This is a genomic window from Litorilituus sediminis (assembly GCF_004295665.1).
GTDB classification, from domain to species: Bacteria; Pseudomonadota; Gammaproteobacteria; order Enterobacterales; family Alteromonadaceae; genus Colwellia; species Colwellia sediminis.
Window position 1 is genome coordinate 3,389,066 of the sequence record NZ_CP034759.1, and the last position, 18,291, is coordinate 3,407,356.

The 18,291-nt window shown below is 40.0% G+C and carries 13 protein-coding genes; 11 read left to right on the forward strand and 2 right to left on the reverse strand.

Going from position 1 to position 18,291, the window contains the following annotated elements; genetic code table 11:
- Positions 1-8 precede the first annotated feature (8 nt).
- Complete coding sequence (rapA, locus tag EMK97_RS15070; RefSeq protein WP_130603582.1) at positions 9-2,936, reverse strand: RNA polymerase-associated protein RapA; 2,928 nt, start codon at positions 2,934-2,936, stop codon at positions 9-11.
- Positions 2,937-3,311: 375 nt separating this feature from the next.
- Here rapA and EMK97_RS15075 point away from each other — a divergent pair, with 375 nt between their 5' ends.
- The 11 genes from EMK97_RS15075 to EMK97_RS15130 all read left to right on the forward strand — a co-directional run bounded on the left by EMK97_RS15075 (position 3,312) and on the right by EMK97_RS15130 (position 17,721).
- Positions 3,312-4,736: a PhoH family protein gene (locus EMK97_RS15075; RefSeq protein ID WP_130603584.1), complete on the forward strand. Its 1,425-nt coding sequence runs from the start codon at positions 3,312-3,314 to the stop codon at positions 4,734-4,736.
- A gap of 159 nt (positions 4,737-4,895) precedes the next feature.
- Positions 4,896-5,657 carry an IS5 family transposase gene (locus EMK97_RS15085; RefSeq protein ID WP_130598256.1) on the forward strand — a complete coding sequence of 254 codons (762 nt, stop codon included), beginning with the start codon at positions 4,896-4,898 and terminating at the stop codon, positions 5,655-5,657.
- A 132-nt stretch (positions 5,658-5,789) separates the two neighbouring features.
- Positions 5,790-6,188, forward strand: coding sequence for a DUF6463 family protein (locus EMK97_RS15090; protein ID WP_130603588.1), 399 nt, complete (start codon positions 5,790-5,792; stop codon positions 6,186-6,188).
- Positions 6,185-6,721 (forward strand): TetR/AcrR family transcriptional regulator, encoded by a 537-nt coding sequence (locus tag EMK97_RS15095; RefSeq protein WP_130603590.1) that lies wholly within the window; start codon positions 6,185-6,187, stop codon positions 6,719-6,721. Before EMK97_RS15090 ends, EMK97_RS15095 begins: the two co-directional genes overlap by 4 nt.
- Before the next feature lie 159 nt (positions 6,722-6,880).
- Positions 6,881-8,056, forward strand: coding sequence for a serine hydrolase domain-containing protein (locus EMK97_RS15100; RefSeq protein ID WP_130603592.1), 1,176 nt, complete (start codon positions 6,881-6,883; stop codon positions 8,054-8,056).
- A 90-nt stretch (positions 8,057-8,146) separates the two neighbouring features.
- Positions 8,147-8,803: an NAD(P)H-dependent oxidoreductase gene (locus tag EMK97_RS15105; protein ID WP_130603594.1), complete on the forward strand. Its 657-nt coding sequence runs from the start codon at positions 8,147-8,149 to the stop codon at positions 8,801-8,803.
- A 264-nt stretch (positions 8,804-9,067) separates the two neighbouring features.
- On the forward strand, positions 9,068-12,184 hold the full coding sequence (locus EMK97_RS15110; RefSeq protein ID WP_130603596.1) for an efflux RND transporter permease subunit: 3,117 nt from the start codon (positions 9,068-9,070) through the stop codon (positions 12,182-12,184).
- A gap of 5 nt (positions 12,185-12,189) precedes the next feature.
- Complete coding sequence (locus EMK97_RS15115) at positions 12,190-13,257, forward strand: efflux RND transporter periplasmic adaptor subunit (RefSeq protein ID WP_130603598.1); 1,068 nt, start codon at positions 12,190-12,192, stop codon at positions 13,255-13,257.
- 61 nt (positions 13,258-13,318) lie between these two features.
- Positions 13,319-13,723 (forward strand): hypothetical protein, encoded by a 405-nt coding sequence (locus tag EMK97_RS15120; protein ID WP_130603600.1) that lies wholly within the window; start codon positions 13,319-13,321, stop codon positions 13,721-13,723.
- A 6-nt stretch (positions 13,724-13,729) separates the two neighbouring features.
- Positions 13,730-14,284 carry a class I SAM-dependent methyltransferase gene (locus tag EMK97_RS15125; RefSeq protein WP_130603602.1) on the forward strand — a complete coding sequence of 185 codons (555 nt, stop codon included), beginning with the start codon at positions 13,730-13,732 and terminating at the stop codon, positions 14,282-14,284.
- Positions 14,285-14,388: 104 nt separating this feature from the next.
- The gene (locus tag EMK97_RS15130; RefSeq protein ID WP_130603604.1) at positions 14,389-17,721 is read left to right on the forward strand and encodes a PAS domain-containing hybrid sensor histidine kinase/response regulator; all 3,333 of its coding nucleotides are present in this window, start codon (positions 14,389-14,391) and stop codon (positions 17,719-17,721) included.
- A 3-nt stretch (positions 17,722-17,724) separates the two neighbouring features.
- Here EMK97_RS15130 and argR read toward each other — a convergent pair whose 3' ends face one another.
- Positions 17,725-18,198 carry a transcriptional regulator ArgR gene (gene argR, locus EMK97_RS15135; protein WP_130603606.1) on the reverse strand — a complete coding sequence of 158 codons (474 nt, stop codon included), beginning with the start codon at positions 18,196-18,198 and terminating at the stop codon, positions 17,725-17,727.
- Between the last annotated feature and the right edge of the window lie 93 nt (positions 18,199-18,291).

The window sequence follows — 18,291 nt, forward strand, 5'->3', positions numbered from 1 at the left end:
TATTAAACCTAGTGAGTAACGACTATCATGCGAATAGCTTCAAAGGTTAGTTGTGCTTTATCAATATAGTGAGTTAACTCTTCTTGCTGATGCAAAATAAAGTCTAATTCTGCTTGACGAACACTTGGGTTAATTGCTTTTAATGCGGTTAACCTTTGGTGCTCTTGCGTTAACTTTTCCTGCATGCTCGCTAGGGCTTTTTCTTGTACTTGGGCAATGTGTTTTTCACCATGCGCTTCTGCCTTGGTCACTAATGGGCCAATTTGGGCTTTCAATGCTTTGGTCAGTTGCAAGGCCATCTGCTTTTTAACTGGCGTAAGCTGTTTATCAAGAGCAGCTTCGCTGACCTTATCAGCAAGGTTATTACCATTTTTATCAACCAAAATACGAATTGGCGTTGTTGGTAGATAACGACCTAACTGTAAGTGCTCTGGCGCTGTTGCTTCAACGGTGAATAGACACTCTAAGAAAAACGTACCTACAGGTAAGGCTTCATTTTTCAATAAGCCGATGCTGGCGTTACCTATGTCATCACTGAGTACTAAATCCATCACGCCGCGAACCATAGGGTGATCCCATGTTAGTAGTTGATAGTTTTCATTGACTAAAGCGGTGTCACGATCAAAGGTAACTGTGGTGCCATCTTCAGGTAAGTAAGGGAAGTTGCTATTTAGCATGTGCTCGCTTTGGTTTAGGGCGATTGCATTATCTGCCTTATCATCTTGTTGCACGCCAAATACATCTAGCGCTTGAAACATAAACTGAGGTAAATCAATTTGTCTATCAACATCAGCAATTTGCTCGACCAATTCATGGGCGCGCCCTTGTCCTGAAGAGTTAAGCTCTAATAACTTATCTCGACCTGATTCAAGCTCTGCTTTGATTGCTAAATGCTTATCAAAACTATCCTGAATAAGCTGCTCTGCCTTGGCTGAGCTTTGCTCGCCACTTAACGCTAATGAGAGTAATTGCTTGCCAAAGGCTTCAAAGACAACACGGCCTGTAATGCAGGTATGTTCAAAAGCTTGCATACCCTGGTGATACCAGTTGAACAGCAGTGATTGTGGTGAATTATCAAAATAAGGTACGTGCAAACGAATAATTTCAGTTTGACCAATACGATCTAAACGACCAATGCGTTGCTCTAGTAAGTCAGGGTTACTTGGTAAATCAAATAAAACCAAATGATGAGCAAATTGGAAGTTACGACCTTCACTACCAATTTCAGAGCATAGTAGTACTTGCGCGCTGTCTTCATCTTGAGCGAAATATGCAGCAGCTCTGTCACGCTCAAAAATTGATAAGCCTTCGTGGAATACTGCTGAGCGAATGCCTTCTTTAACACGAAGTGCTGCTTCTAAATCGATAGCGGTTTGCGCATGTGCACAAATAACCAGTAGCTTTTCTTTATTAAGGGATTTTAATAAATCGATTAGATAGTTAACGCGCGGGTCAAAGTCAGTCCAGTTATCAACTTGGTGCTCTAAAGCAAACAGAATTTCAGGTGTGAACACGGTTTTTGCTTGCTTAGAGTTAACCAGTGTTTCTGGGCAATCACTTAGCATAAAGTCGTTAAGACTTTGCTGGTATTGCTCTGGCATTTCTAATGCCGTAGGCAGTAATTGTCTTGCTGGGAAACCTTTGATAGTGTTACGAGAGTTTCTAAAAAGAATACGGCCAGTGCCGTGTCTGTCAAGCAGTTGTGCCAGTAGTTGTGAACGTGTTGTTTTTTGCACACTTTCGTCACTATCATTAAGCTGTGTTAATTGCTCACTAATATCAGACTCTTTTAATAGCGCCGTAAGGGTATTTTCTTGCTCTTGGTTAAGCTTTTCACCTTCAACTAGCGCATTGGCGGCATCAGCAACCTCACTGTAGTGGGACTCTTCCTCAATAAAGGCTTGATAGTCATAGAATCTGTCTGGATCAAGTAAGCGTAAACGAGCAAAGTGACTTTCATGGCCTAATTGATCGGGTGTCGCCGTCAGTAATAACACGCCAGGGATCACTTGTGCTAATTGCTCTACACATTGGTATTCAATGCTTGGCGCATCTTGTTGCCAGCCTAAGTGGTGCGCTTCATCCACTACCATTAAATCCCAGTCTTCGCTGATCATGGCCTCATACCATTCTGGATTGTCGGTAATAAAGTCAAGGTTAACTAACACCAGTTGTTCTGTGCTAAATGGGTTTAAAGCTTTGCCATCAACGTATTGATCGCCAGCAGTTTCAACACATCTATCATTATCAAAAATGCTGAACTTTAAGTTAAAGCGACGTAGCATTTCTACCAACCATTGATGCATCAATGATTCAGGAACAATAATTAATACTCGTTTGGCTCGGCCGCTAACTAATTGTTGGTGAATAATAAGGCCAGCTTCAATGGTTTTACCTAAGCCCACTTCATCAGCCAATAAAACACGAGGAGCAAAGCGATTACCTACTTCATCGGCAATATAAAGTTGATGAGGAATAAGGCTAACACGACCACCAGTTAAGCCCATTAAATCTGACTGTTGTTGCTGGTATTGGTGTTGCAAGCAATCTTTGCGTAAACGAAACCAATCTAAGCGATCAACTTGGCTGTTGAGTAATCTGTCATGTGGTTTATTAAATTTAATGAAGTGATCTATCATCACTTCTTTTAGTGAGGTTTCTTCACCCGTATCTTGGCGCACACCGTGATAAGTTAATAAGCCGTGGCTTTCGCTGGTAGAGCTGACTTTAAGCATCCAGCCTTCATGGCTTGGAATAATGTCACCAGTATTAAACATGACTCGGGTTAATGGCGCATTGTCTTTAGCATATTGACGAGACTCACCAGTAGCTGTGAATACAATATTGACGAACCTATGCTCAACACCCGTAACGGTGCCTAATCCTTGATCTGATTCACTGTCACTGATCCAACGTTGACCGGGCTGAAATGGCATAGACTATATTCTCCAACTACTTATAACACTATTATTAAAAACCGTATTTATCGCATGGATAAAAAGGGGGCGCTATAGTACTCCTAATCATAGAAGTGATCATCAAAAAATTAACTAAATTTGCCAAAAAATAGTCCTTGCCAGCTTAGGTATAAGCTGGCAATGTAAAGACTGTAGGCAAGTAAAGTTTAGCTTTAGTGTAATTATGAAGGTGTTACTGTGTTGTAGTACTTAGTCATAAAATTGTAATACGCTATACTTATAGTGGAGGTTGAAGTTTATAAGCTTATATTTTTTATGTTTTTATTTTCTTGTGTACATTCTTTTGACTAGGAAAATCGGTCAATGTTTACCAGCTAATCACGGAGATTGCTTATGGCTGAAAAGAATTTGAATAATGAAACCGCGCCATCTGCCCCTGCAAACGAACAGTCCATCATCTACATACTAGATACCAACATCCTCTTACACGAACCCTTTGCCTTTTTATCTTTTAAAGAACATGACGTTGTTGTGCCAATGACGGTACTTGAAGAGCTTGATTCGATAAAAGATAGACGAAAAGATGTCAGTCGAGATGCGCGTGTTGCCATTCGGGCTTTAGAAGATACCTTAAGCAATGCTACACCAGAGCAAGTGCTTGCCGGTGTGAAACTGCCCGAAAATGATGATTTACACCCAAGTGGCTGTTTATCTATTATCAATGATTATGCCTTAGAGCAAACCGCACAGATCTTATCATTTAACGAGAATGATAATCGCATTATTAATGCGGCATTATATATTCAAAAGAAAAATCCCAACAAGAAAATTGTATTAGTAACTAAAGATATTAATATGCGCCTGAAAGCTAAGGGAGCAGGTCTTGCGCATGTTGAAGATTATAGAACCGACCAATTAATTGATGATGTGAAGTTCTTAACCAAAGGCTACCATAGATTTGAAGGAGACTTTTGGCAACAAGTAACTGCTTGTGAAAGTGAAACAGAAGGCCGAAACACTACCCACTTAATTGATCGAGATACCTTGCCGTTAACTTATATTAATGAATACCTTATTGATGAAGGTGAGCACTTTGCCGCAAAAGTGACGGGTTTTGATGATGAAAAAATATCGATTCTTGATTTAAGCCATGAGCGCTTAATGGGTAAAAATGCTTGGGGTATTCAGCCTAAAAATATTTACCAAGGCATGGCGATGGATGCTTTGTTAGATCCTAATATTGATCTTGTTATTCTTACTGGCCCTGCTGGTTGTGGTAAAACCTTGCTAGCACTTGCTAGCGCGCTTGAACAAGTGGTAGAGCGTGGCTTGTACGATAAAATTATTGTTACTCGCAGCACGCCAGAAATTGCCGAATCAATTGGCTTTTTACCGGGAACGGAAGAAGAAAAAATGGCGCCTTGGTTAGCGGCAATCACTGATTCGCTCGAAGTGCTGCATCAGCAAGATGAAAACATGCACGGTAGCTTAAATTACATTATGGATAAGGCTAACATTCAGTTTAAGTCGGTAAACTTTATGCGTGGCCGTAGTATTCAAAATGCCTTAGTGCTACTGGATGAGTGTCAAAACTTAACTGCGTCGCAATTAAAAACCATCATTACTCGTTGTGGTGAAGGCACAAAATTAATTTGTAGTGGTAACTTAGCGCAAATCGATAGTAACTATTTAACCGCTGTTACTTCAGGTTTAACTTACATCGTCGAACGATTTAAAGACTTCCCTGGCTCGGCAACCATAAATTTAAATGGTGTAGTGCGGAGTCGCTTAGCATCGTTTGCTGAAGAAAACTTGTAAAAATCAGCCGTAAAGAGATTAACTGTAAAGCCAGCTCAAATTGAGTTGGCTTTTTTGTTTGTGTTGTTAGGGGCTGTTGATCTTTCGCGAGTGTTTTTTGAGCGGCATGGTAAAGCGTTATAATTTGCTTCGCCAAAAGTAAACTAACAACTCAATACCATGCCTAGACTAATGCTAACTGATAAGCGGTGGTTAAAGCTACTTCAAGTAATGAAGAGCACTGGCCGCATATACAACAAACCAAAACACAGAATGACGTTTGAGGGGATATTATATCGACTGAGAACAGGCATCCCGTGGCGCGATTTACCAACAGAGTTTGGCGGCTGGAGTAGCATTTATCGTCGCTTTAATTTGTGGTCGAAGAAAGGCTTATTGAATATGCTATTCAATGAGTTAGCCAAACTTTCAGATTATGATTGGGTCTTTCTTGATGGTTCTATAGTTCGAGCACACCAACACAGTACAGGGGCTGCTACTGACAATTCTGAACAAATAGGAAAAAGTCGAGGGGGAAATTCAACTAAAATTCACTTGGCAGTGGATAGTGGTGGTTTGCCAATTTGCTTTGAGCTATCAGAAGGTCAACGACACGACATCGTTCATGCAGAAAGTTTGGTAGCGCAGTTAGATGATGTAAATACCGTAGTTTGTGATAAAGGGTATGACAGTGAGCCATTTCGCAAATTTGTTCGAGAGCTGGGCGGGGTAACGGTTATTGCCAAACGTAATTACGGACAAGACATAGATAAAACAAGCATGGATTGGTGCTTATACAAATATCGTCATTTGGTTGAAAATGCATTTGCGAGAATCAAGCATTTTAGAGCTATTTCAACGAGATATGATAAATTAGGAAGGAATTATGCCAGCATGGTATCGCTGGCATTTATGTTAATGTGGCTACCGATGTACTGCTGAACAAGATATGTACAGCAAAGATCAACAACCCCTAGTCTGTTGCTATCGAATGATCCTTGTTGATCTTTATGATTCGTTTCTGTAAATTACATACCGTACCGTATGGTATGTAATTTACACAAGGAGTAAACAATGATTTTTTGGTCAAAGTACAGTGGTATTTATTTAATCTTAACTGGCGTAATTCACAATCTAATCGGCTTTATTATGGCGTGGCCCATTTTACTTGGTATTCATCAAGATGGTTGGTTTAACACCATAGAGTCTAGCGCAGGTATTCAGTTTGATCGCAGTGCCATTTTATGGTTTTTATTGGTGGGCTTTTTCTGGATGCTGTTGGGGTATTTAATGCACGCTTGGTTACAGCAGCTTAAGAAACCTTTACCCAATGTACTTGGCTATGGCTTTATTTTACTTGGTGGCGTGACCTGCATTTTATTGCCTGCCTCTGGTGCTTGGTTGTTTCTGCCGCAAGGAGTTGTTATTGTGCTCGATAATTTTAGAGGTATACAGCAAAGAGCCGTTGCATGAAGCTAACAAAAGAAGAATGGTTAAGCGCAGGTTTAGCCATTCTTACGGAACAAGGTCCTGACAGTTTAAAGGTCGATATTTTATGTAAATACCAAGGGGTAACTAAAGGCTCCTTTTATCATCATTTTAATAATAGACTAGATTACATTCAGCAGTTATTAGCCTTTTGGCAGCAACAGAATACGCAAGATATTATAGCGCAGGTCGAGCATATAGCATCTTTGCCGCAAAGAAGTGCGGCATTAGATGCTATAACATTAGCTGCAGAAACAGGTCCTGAAAAAGCATTTCGTGCATGGGCACAAACAGATGCTACTGTTGCTGAATTTGTGCAACAGGTGGATGAAAAGCGTGTTGAATATTTGGAATTGATTATTGCGCCTCAGTTACCTAATAAGGACGGAGCTAATTTAATTGCTAAGCTTGCTTATGCCCATTTTGTGGGCGCGCAACAGTTAGATGCACTTATCAGCAAAGATGAATGGCGTAAAATGAATGAATTACTGCGCAACGTGCTAACGCCAGCTAATTAATTCTCTCTAGTTGACTAGCACCCTTAAACGGCTGAAATGAAAATGCTGAGATTGCTAGTTTGCTATCTTATGGTCTAGCAAGATAAGTCGACTTATTGCGCATTGAAATATTTTTAAGGATCGTTAGAATATCCGGCTTTTCCTATACGAGCTGCTAGTATGTTATTTGTTCGCTTAGTTGTTTTGCTAAGTTGTATTGTCTCCTTATCAATACATGCTAGCCCGCTTATTTATCTTAATGAATCTTTTGAGAAAACCGTCGCTAAAGAGCTGAAAAAATACAGTATTCCTGGCGCTGCTTACGTTATTGTTGAGCAAGATAGTATTGTTGCATTGGAAACCTTTGGTCATACTGATAAGGCGAAAACTCGTCATGTTGATGCTAATACTGTATTTCGTTTAGCGTCAGTTTCTAAGACGTTTGCTTCCACCCTTGCCACTATGCTATCTCAAGAGCAACGTTTAAATTTATCAGACCCTATCACTAAATATGTCCCTCATTTTGAATTAGCGACTCAAGGCGCTGCGCAAAAAATACAGTTAAAGCATTTGCTTAGCCATTCCACCGGTTTAATGCCTAATGCTTATGATAATTTACTGCATGAAAACTGGAGCATGGAAAAAATTGTTAAACGTTTTGAGCGCGTAACACCCATTTGTCAGCCAGAACATTGTTATGGTTATCAAAATATTGCTTATGGTTTATTGCAGCCGGCAATTGAATCAAGTCAAGAAAAGAGTTACGAACAGCTGTTGCAAGATAGAGTGTTTACGCCGCTTAATATGATGACCGCATCAGTGGGTATTGAGCCTTTTTTACTGCAAGAGAATACCGCTAAGCCACATATATTGAGAAAGCGCGTTAATACTGGCAAGCGAGATAAGCAAGGTAAACACATTAAACGCTATGTGTGGCGCACAGTGAAAGTAGAACCTGATTTTTATAAGGTGGCAACCGCAGCAGGTGTGAATGCTAGCATCAATGATATGGCAAAATGGCTTATTGCTAACCTTGGGCATAATCCCAGTGTCCTGTCAGACAACTTGCTTAATGAAGTGACCACGCCAAGAATCAAAACCAAAAAAGATTTGCGTAGAAGGCATTGGCGTAAATACTTAACTGATGCGCATTACGGCTATGGCTGGCGTATATATCAATTTCAAGATACGCCGATTATTTATCACTCAGGCTGGGTGGCAGGCTTTCGAGCTGATATTGGTTACTCACCCAGTTTAGGCATTGGCTTTGCCGTACTCATCAATGCCGAATCTAACGCGATTAATATGATCTCGAGCCAGTTTTGGGCAAAGGCCTATCAATTGTTAAAACAGTAGAAAAAAGCTAAACAAGCTTGATTACCAAGTTAAGAGCGTGTCAGTATAGGCAAAAATTAAACGCAAGTTTGAATTATAAAAGGCCCCAACATGAAGCACCCTATTATTAAGGATTTACAATGGCGACATACTGCCAAAAAGTATGATGCCAGTCGCAAAGTCTCGGCAGATGATCTTGCGGTTTTATTTGAAGCAATGCGGCTATCGCCCTCATCAATAAATTCTCAGCCTTGGAAATTTATTGTACTTGAAAGTGATGAGGCCAAAGCAAGAATGGATAGTACTTTTGCTCGTATGCATCATTATAATCAGCCACATGTTTTTGATAGCTCGCACATTATTTTATTTGCCTATAACCCTAAATACACTCGGGCTGATTTTGAAAAAGTACTCGATAAAAGTATTGCTGATAAACGCCTAACAGAAGAAAAGAAAGAAACGGCCTCTGCGGTATTTTTATTTGCCGAGCAAAATACAGCAGCAGATGGTGATACCAGTAGCTGGACCAAGGCACAAACTTATATTGCTTTAGGCAATACCTTGCATGCTTTGGCTCGTCTTAAAATTGATGCAACGCCGCTAGAGGGCATTGATACTGAGTTAGTAAATAAAGAGTTTGCTGATGAGCTAGCGGGATATCAATGTGATGTTGCTTTGGCTATTGGCTACCATCATGAAGAAGATGACTTTAATGCTAACTTACCTAAATCTCGCTTTGAGTTAGATGATATTCTCATTAAAATCTAATCTGCATTTAAGTGCGTAAGCGTTAGCGTTAGCCTATTAATGCTTACGTACTATCACAATCTTACCTAAAGAAATGTAACACTATGTTTCTCTTAGACACTCTGTCGTGTTTTCTTGTTAAGCTGCCTAATTAACTTTCATTTTTAAAGATATCTTACCTATACTTTTGGCAAGCTTTCCGCTTGACTAACATTGGGGTTTTTGATGCTAAAAATTTGAGCATTAGGGAAAGCTTAATATCAATAAACGGACTGAGAAACTCGTATGAATTACACGCGTACCGCGTTAAAAAATCCCGCTGCAGTTATTGTCATTGTTGCACTTGTTATGGTGTTTGGTTTACTGAGTATATTTAAGCTGCCTTTACAGTTAACGCCAGATATAGAGCAACCACAAATTAGTATTTTTACTGGCTGGCGAAGCGCTGCCCCTGCTGAGCTTGAGTCGGTGATCATTGAGCCAATTGAAAATGTCGTAAAAAATACCCAAGGGGTGACTAAAGTAACCACCAGTATTGGTCAAGGCTTTGGTGATATCACCTTAACCTTTGATGTTGGCGCGGACATGCAAAAGGCCATGCTTGATGTTATTAATAACCTTAATCAAGCGCCGCCGCTACCACTCGATGCATTTGAGCCTGTGGTTTCTGCTGGTGGTGGTCGAGGTGGTCCAAATACCGCTTCGTTAATGATTAAAACTTTGCCTGATAACCCGGTAGAAGATTTAGGCCAATACCAAAAGTTAATTGAAGATGTTGTTCAGCCAAGATTTGCCCGTATTCCCGGTATGGGGCAAGTTAATTTAGCCAGCCACAGGCCAAGAGAGTTACGGGTAACATTTGACCCCGTACGAGCTGCATCATTGGGGTTATCTATCGGTGATATTAGCTCAACTATTTCTCGCTCTAATGATGTTTCGGGTGGTACGGCTAATGTTGGTCGACGCCAATATACTGTACGCTTTTCCGGTCAATATAGCTTAGAGAACTTAGCTGAAATGATTATCGGCTATAGTGGTGACAGACCTATCTATCTTAAAGATATAGCTAAGGTAGAAAATACCTTAGTGGATCGCTTTGGTTTTAACTTACGTAGTGGTCAGCCTTCGTACTATTTCACCCTTAAAAGACAAAGTGATGCCAATACGGTTGCTTTAATGGATGAAATTAATATCGCCATTAAAGAGCTTAATGAAGGGCCACTTAAAGCGGCAGGGCTAACTATAGACTTGAGCTTTGATTCTTCTGTGCATATTCGAAATGCCTTAAAGCTGGTGAAAGGAAATTTAGGCCTAGGTGTGTTGTTGGCACTGGTAATTTTATGGCTATTTTTGCGGGGCTGGCGAAATACCTTAATTATTGCAACAACAATCCCCATCTCCTTATTGGTGGCTTTTGTTGCCTTAACGGTTTTTGACCGCACGCTAAATGTTATCTCATTAGCGGGTTTGGCTTTTTCTGTTGGTCTAGTGCTTGATGCCGCGATTATTGTGCAAGAGAATATTGTTCGCCTTAAAAGCCAAGGCTTTGAAAATCATAAAGCCGTACTAAAAGGCACATTAGAGGTCACTGGTGCTTTGTTTGCCTCAACCGCAACCAGTGTGGCGATATTTTTACCAATACTGTTTATGAAAGGTGTTGAAGGGCAGTTATTTTCTGATTTGGCGTTAACCTTGTCTATTGCCGTTATTTCCTCTTTGCTAGCAGCGATAACCGTATTGCCTATTGCCAGTAAATACTGGCTAAAAAATGTCAATGATGCCGACCCTTATGAACATTATTGGCAACATTTAACTAAGTTTGTTATGCGCTTAACTAACTCGCGTGTTAAGCGTATTACTTGGGTAAGTTTATTACTCGGTGGCTCGATAGCCGTTACCCTTATGTTGTTGCCTAAAACTGATTTTATGCCGCGTGCGCCAATTGATGGTTTTTTCTATAGCTTAAATATGCCGCCTGGTGGCAATGTTGACTTTATTGAGCATGAAATGGCTATTTTGGTGAAAGAGCGATTAGCCCCCTATTTATCAGGCGAAAAGTCGCCGAAAATCAAAAGTTATAATTTTTATTCTTATGGTGCTGGCTCTACAGGGGGCTTTATATACTCAGATGATCCGACCCGCGTAGAAGAGTTAATGCAGGTGGTGAGAGAAGAAGTGTTATCAGGCTTACCTGATACACAAGTGTTCTTATTTCGTGGTTCAATGATTAATGTCTCTGGCGGTGGTAATGGCCGAACTATTGATATTGATATTAACGGCACTGATATTGAAGCCTTAATGCAAGTAGCACAAATTGGTATCGATGAAATTAATAGCCAGATGGCAAATACTACAGCATTCCCGATGCCAAGTTTAAGTTTAGCTGAGCCAGAGCTGAATTTAATTCCTAATGATCAACGTATTACGCAAGCAGGACTGACCCGTCGCGATGTTGCCAATGCCGTACGTGCATACACCAGTGGCTTGTTTATTGGCGAGTATTTTGATGGTAATGACAGGGTTAATGTTATTTTACGTGGTCAGCAATGGGATACGCCAGATGAGCTTGCCTCACTACCTATTTACTCACCTATTGCTGGTAGCCAAACGTTAGGTGAGTTGACCGAAATCACGCGTACGGCAGGTCCTACGCAATTAAGGCGAGTTGATGGCAGACGTACTATCAGTATTCAGGTTTCACCGCCTGCGGATATGTCACTTGAGGAAGCAATAGCACTACTGAATGAGAAAATCATCCCTGTGATGACAGAAAATTTGCCAGAAAGTGCCGCCATTATGTTAAGCGGCAATGCTAATAAAATGGCGTCAGCTATATCTGATATGGTGAAAAATTTTATCTTAGCCTTAGTTATTTTATTCTTATTAATGACGGCTTTATTTAAATCAGCCAAAGACAGTTTATTAGTACTGTTAGTGATGCCACTTGCTGTTGCGGGTGGTGTAATAGGTTTAAGTATTTTGAACCTGTTTACCTACCAGTCGCTCGATTTATTAACCATGATAGGTTTTATTATTCTACTTGGTTTAGTGGTGAATAATGCCATTTTATTGGTTGATCAAACCAGACAAGCTGAGCTAAGTGGTTTATCGCGCTGCAATGCGGTAGCACAAGCTATTCGTATTCGTGCAAGGCCTGTATATATGAGTACCTTAACTAGCTTGTTTGGCATGCTGCCATTAATGCTTATGCCTGGGGTAGGTAGTGAGATTTATCGCGGCTTAGCAACCGTTATTGTTGGTGGCATGACCATCAGCGCTATTTTTACCTTAATATTGTTTCCAAGCTTGCTGCGTTTTTCGCAAAAATCGAGTAATAAACCTCTTGCAAGTATTGTCAATATTACCCCAGAAGAGCAGACATTACGCGTAAGCAATCATTAGGAGATATGATGTTTTTTAAGCAAACTCAGTTAGGTTTTCTGTGCTTTTTTATCAGTTTAATTAGCAGTATCAATATTATGCCTGTTATGGCACAAGCACCTGCGGCAAAGCCTGTGAAAGTGGATAAAGTCATTAAAATGTCGCTGGCAGCTACTACAGATCTTAATGCCACACTTTATAGTCGCTCGCATATTCCTATTACCGCAGGTGTCAGTGGTAAGCTCGATTTTGTTGTTGAACCGGGTGATTATGTTGCCCGTGGTGATGTCGTGGTGAAAATGGATTTAGTGCCTTTGCAATTACGTCAAGCCGAGCAATTAGCCCAAATTAAACGTGAGCAAATTAATCTTGCCTACTTAAAAAATGAGTTATCTCGATTAGAAAGATTAAATCAAACCAAAGCAACGTCGCAGTTTCAATTAGATCAAACCCGCTCTGAATACGAGCTGGCAAGTGCAGATTTAGAAATCGCTCAGCTTAAGTTAAAACAAATTGAGGATCAGCTTGCTAGAGCGACAATTACAGCGCCCTTTGCTGGCGTGATAACAGAGCGTTTAGTGCGCGCAGGCGCAGATGTGAATCGCAGTGATGAACTGGTTAAGCTGCTTGATACGCAAAACTTAGAAGCGCGTTTATATATACCGATTAAATATTTAGCTTATGTTAATAAAGGTGATGCCCTCACTGTAACTGCCAATGGTAAGCATATTGCGGCCGTGGTAAATGCGAAAATACCCAGAGCGGATCCGCGCTCACAAACCTTTGAAGTTAGGTTAATCATTCCAAGTCAGTTCAATAAGCATTGGGCAGCAGGTCAATTAGTGCGCGTAACTGTACCAACACAAAGTGCAGTGGAGAGCATTACTGTGCACAGAGATGCATTGATATTGAGAAAAGATGGCACCTATGTGGTGAAAGTAGCTAAAGACAATAAAGTGACTCGTATACAGGTCAAAGTTGGTCGAGGAAATAAAGAACGCGTATCAGTTACCGGAGAGCTGAGTCATGGCGATCAAGTTGCTGTGCGTGGCGCTGAACGATTATCAGACGGTGAGCTGGTAGTGATTCAGTAGCTTTGACAATGGCTTTTTGGTTTTTTACACTGAACTCAGTTAAAAACTAAAGGCGAGATAATTGGCTGAATCAAATCATGCACTTATTCCACCCTTTACGGGCAAACGCTGGCTAAAAATACTCTTAAGAACGTGTCATTTAGTTGGTGTCGCTGGGGTATTTTCTTATGCGCTTATCGGTGAAGCTCAAGTGCATTATTGGTTTATTACTATAATTACAGGTGTTGGCTTACTTGTGCTTGAGGCCTTATCTAATCTTGTTTGGTTTGTACAAGTACGTGCTTTGGTTATGTATATTAAGCTTGTTTTACTTGTAGCGGTTTTTATCTATCCACAATATGCTTGGCACTTTTTTATTAGTATGATTATCCTTTCAGGAATTATTTCTCATGCGCCAAGTTCAGTGCGTTATTATTCATTTCTGCACTTTAAAAAAGTTAAATCAATTCACGATATTAAGGGGTAAAGGAAGATGCAAGCGAGTGATTTGTTAATGCAAAGTTTAGCGTATTTAACGCCACTTTCTGATGATTTACCTATTTTAGATTTAGCTTGCGGGACTGGCCGCAATGGTTTGTGCTTGCTAGATAATGGTCATGATGTTGTTTTTGCTGATAAAAACCTAGAGAGCTTAGCGCAAATTAAACAGCAATTGTTGACTGAGCAATATCAGGAAAGTCGAGACTATGCTAAGTTTTGGTCTGTAGATTTTGAGCAGGAAAATTTTACTGATTTAGCAGCAAAACAATTTGCCGCTATTGTGGTGTTTCGTTATTTGCACCGAGCATTATTTCCGCAAATTAAGCAAGCGATAGTACCTGGCGGTGCTATTGTTTATGAAACCTTTACCCAAGCGCAAGCACAGTATGGTCGGCCAACTAATCCTGACTTTTTATTAAAACCTCAGGAGTTAAAAGCGCAATTTGCTGATTGGAATATTTTACATTATTACGAAGGGGTTGTTGATAATGAACAAAATGATACTAAGCAAGCCATTGCGCAAATTATTGCGATTAAACCGAGCTAAATAGCATATTCACTGCCTGTAGCAGTTTTGCTTGTCTCTTGTCGGTGAGTCATTTAAGTTATTACCCCAACACACTTCATTTATTTTTGGCATAGGCAAGCATAGTGTTCTATCAAGCAACAAAAAATACGGTTTTTAGACGATACAATTTTGCCGTTGTCATTACCTTTGTTGTTATTATTCTCATTGCCTTAAGTGTCGCTTCTATTCGTTACTATAACGAATTGTCTGAGCATAAAGCGCAAGGACTTGCGGAATTAGCGCAAGATGCTTCGCAGCTAAATGCCATATTATTAAAAAGTGTACAGGCAGTAAACGGAATTCAAGAGTATGCTCAATACTTATTAGCAACGCCCGAAGCATTGCCAAATTATTCTCCGCCGTTATTACAAGATGGCGAGTCCTTTTATTTATCTAAACGTAACCATGACGTATTAGTGCAGGGGAAGCGTCTTACGGGGAATATTACTGGTATAGGGAAACTATCACAGTTTAATGAGCTTAAACGTTCTGAAATTGCCATGGCAAATGCGCTAATGCCCGCCTTTATGTCGGCGCAAAAAGTGATTGAAGAAGCTACGTGGTTTTATTATGTCTCTTATCAAAACTTTGTTGGTTTATACCCTTGGGTTGATAGGGATATATGGCAGTTTAATACTGAAATGCTCTCAAACCCTCATAATACTGCGCTGAAGCAGTTAACCGAAGAAACTAATCGCTTGTTATGGTCTCCGCCTTATTTAGACTCTGCTGGTAGTGGTATGAATGCTTCCTTAGGCAAAGGCGTGTTTTATCAAGGCAAGTTGCTTGGCTCAATCGTCATTGATATCAACTTAGCTCGATTACATCGAAGTTTGCCTGAGTTAAGCAAAGCCAATCAAGGCTTAGTGCTTTATAACCAAGAGAATCATATTTTACTGTTTAAGCGTTTAGGTAGAGAGCCGCTTAGTTATCGTGCTTCTTGGCAGGAGTTAGTGCCGGAATCATTAAACCATTTAAGTGCTTTAAATTTAGCGCAGTTAGGGGATTCTATCCGTTTAGGGAATTGGTTAATTGAGAAGCAAGCATTAGAAGTCAATGGTTGGACTTTGCTGAAGTATCAGTCATATGATGATTTTACCCAGCCGTTAATCAATCGCTTTTTATTTATTTTTGCCATGTTATTTATTGGTTTATTAGCCTTTTTGATGCTAGTAAACGCCATGACAAGACGGACATTTATTAAGCCGACCACTGAATTTATTCGTCATATTGAATATTGCGCAGAGGGTGATCCTGGCAAAGTAAAACCAACCGCTGATTGGCTGCATTGGTTTCAAGTAGTTGAAGATATATTTACGCAAAACAGAAGTTTATTGCTGCAATTAAAAGAGCAAAATGATGTCTTGGATAGCCGGGTCATTGAAAAAACCAAAGCGCTACAAGAGACCAGTGCTCAGCATCAACGAGATTATGTCTTACTTCGCTCAGTTATGAATGCCATTCCTGAGTTGATTGTCTTTAATGATCCTAATGGTTTATTGATAGGTTGTAACCAAGCCTTTGAGCGATTAACTCAGCACCAAGAGCAAGATATGTTAGGGCAAAAAGCAGTGACTTTTATGCCAAGGGCGTTAGCGAAAGAAATTAATTATTTAAACGCCAGCAGTGATGATGTTTACCCGCAACAAGCATTAATAGAGGCAGGTGATTATATTTACCAAGGATTTTGTGGACAATTTATTAATGAGCAAGGTCAAGTACTAGGGACCATTACCATATTACGGGATGTAACTAAGCAGCAAGCGACACAAAAGGCGCTGGAAAAAGCCAAGAACCAAGCGGAATATGCTAACCAAGTAAAAATCCAATTTCTTGCCAACATGAGTCATGAAGTTAGAACGCCGATAAATGCGATGCAAGGCATGATGGACTTGTTAAGTCATACCAAGCTTAATTCGCGCCAGGCTCATTATTTACACAATGCCCAAACCGCGTCAGTAACGTTATTGCACTTAGTCAATGAACTATTAGATTTATCTAAAATTGAAGCGGGCAAAATGGTGATCTCAAAAGAAACCGTAGATTTGGCCGAGGTGGTGGATAAAGCCGTTAAACTCAATATTGCTAATGTTGATAGCGATAAAGTGAGTTTAGAGATTGAGCTTGCTGCTGATGTGCCTTATCAGGTGATTAGTGATGAAATGCGTTTAGTGCAAGTTATCGCGAACTTATTTAACAATGCGATAAAATTTACCGAGCAAGGTTTTGTTAAGCTAAGCATAGATAGCATTGCCTCAGGTACTGACAATACACTAGTACGTTTTCGCATGCTAGATAGCGGCATTGGCATAGCTAAAGAGAAGCAAGGTCATCTTTTTCAGGCTTTTAGTCAGGCGGATGAGTCCATGACTCGAAAATATGGTGGCTCAGGTTTAGGTTTGTCTATTTGTCAGCAAATTATTAAGTTGCTGGGGGGAGAAATTAACTTAACCAGTGAGTTGGGTAAGGGCTGTGAGCTGAGCTTTGTATTACCTTTTAAGGTCGTTGCTGTAAGTAATAACCAGCAGGTTGATAAGGTTACTTTATGTTCAGCTTTACCTGTTTTACCTCAGACATTTATTGATAACTTACCTAATTACAATTGGCAGCTTGAGACACTGTCACAGGGAGAAGCGCCAAGTGAGCTTAGTGATAATAACACTAGGGTGTTGCTCGTAAATCAAGAACAATTAACTGAAGATTTCTATCAAAACTTACTGACAGATAACAGTATACGTTTATTAGCGCTTTGTCAGCCAACAATGACTCAGTTAACGCCTAAGGTGAGTGAATTACTTGAAGCATTAGCGATGCCTTATATTTTACTTGATATGCCTTTATATCGATTTTCGCTTGATCAGCTTGTTGCTAAGTTAGCAAGTAAGACTAGTGCTAAAAAAATAAGCCAAGACACGGTTAGAGAGAGTTCTCGAGATTTTGATAGTCAGCAAGCGGCAATAGAGCACAGTGAAGTTAATAAGGAAAATATTAGCTCAACAAGGGAAGTATCAGAAAGTAGTGAAGCGACTCTAGCTGGAGTTAATATCTTGTTGGTTGAAGATAACTTAGTAAACCAATTGGTTGCCAAAGAGTTACTTATTAAAATGGCTGCGCGCGTTACCATTGCAGATAATGGTCAAAGTGCGCTTGATATTTTAACTGAAGATAGCTTTGATGTGGTGCTAATGGATATTCAAATGCCAATTATGGATGGCTTAACGGCTACGACTAAGATACGTGAGCAACCTTGCTTTGCACACTTGCCTATTATTGCAATGACAGCTCATGCCAGACCAGAAGATAAACAACGTAGTTTGGCGGTTGGCATGAACTTACATATTTCAAAACCTGTCACTGAACAGGTGCTTTATCAAAGCATCAGCCAAGTAATTAACTTAGCTGATGAGCAAAGCTAGCTGTTAGCTTAGACTTTTTGAGAAAAGTAATTCGAGCTTATTGATGGTTTCTTTTATTTTACTGACATCGGTTGGCGCGATAAAAATAGTGTCGTCACCAGCAATAGTACCCAATACACCATCGCTTTTACTTAAACTGTCAAGTAAACGGGCAATAAGTTGTGCAGCACCTGGGCTGGTTTGAATGATGATCATAACATCATTGTGTTCAATCTCTAATACCAGCTGTTTTAACGGGCTTTGTGCTGTCGGTACGCCTAACTCGGCTGGCAAGCAATAGACCATTTCTTGACGAGCATTACGTGTTCGCACTGCGCCATATTTGCTTAACATGCGAGATATTTTTGATTGGCTGATGTTATCAAAACCACTTGCCTTTAAGGCATCAACAATTTCGCCTTGTGAGCCAAATTGCTCTTGTTTTAGTAAGTCTTTAAATGCTTGTACTAATGCTTCTTGCTTTTGTTGACCACTCATATTCTAAAATTTAAACCTTTACTTGTTGTTTTATTAAAACGCTGCTTTATTTTTAATGATTGTTACTACACATCGAGTATTCATTTTTATACA

Excerpts from the sequence above, each read along its gene's own strand:
- rapA (WP_130603582.1), bottom strand. The coding sequence starts at position 2,936 with ATGCCATTTCAGCCCGGTCAACGTTGGATCAGTGACAGTGAATCAGAT.
- EMK97_RS15075 (WP_130603584.1), top strand. The coding sequence starts at position 3,312 with ATGGCTGAAAAGAATTTGAATAATGAAACCGCGCCATCTGCCCCTGCA.
- EMK97_RS15085 (WP_130598256.1), top strand. The coding sequence starts at position 4,896 with ATGCCTAGACTAATGCTAACTGATAAGCGGTGGTTAAAGCTACTTCAA.
- EMK97_RS15090 (WP_130603588.1), top strand. The coding sequence starts at position 5,790 with ATGATTTTTTGGTCAAAGTACAGTGGTATTTATTTAATCTTAACTGGC.
- EMK97_RS15095 (WP_130603590.1), top strand. The coding sequence starts at position 6,185 with ATGAAGCTAACAAAAGAAGAATGGTTAAGCGCAGGTTTAGCCATTCTT.
- EMK97_RS15100 (WP_130603592.1), top strand. The coding sequence starts at position 6,881 with ATGTTATTTGTTCGCTTAGTTGTTTTGCTAAGTTGTATTGTCTCCTTA.
- EMK97_RS15105 (WP_130603594.1), top strand. The coding sequence starts at position 8,147 with ATGAAGCACCCTATTATTAAGGATTTACAATGGCGACATACTGCCAAA.
- EMK97_RS15110 (WP_130603596.1), top strand. The coding sequence starts at position 9,068 with ATGAATTACACGCGTACCGCGTTAAAAAATCCCGCTGCAGTTATTGTC.
- EMK97_RS15115 (WP_130603598.1), top strand. The coding sequence starts at position 12,190 with ATGATGTTTTTTAAGCAAACTCAGTTAGGTTTTCTGTGCTTTTTTATC.
- EMK97_RS15125 (WP_130603602.1), top strand. The coding sequence starts at position 13,730 with ATGCAAGCGAGTGATTTGTTAATGCAAAGTTTAGCGTATTTAACGCCA.
- argR (WP_130603606.1), bottom strand. The coding sequence starts at position 18,198 with ATGAGTGGTCAACAAAAGCAAGAAGCATTAGTACAAGCATTTAAAGAC.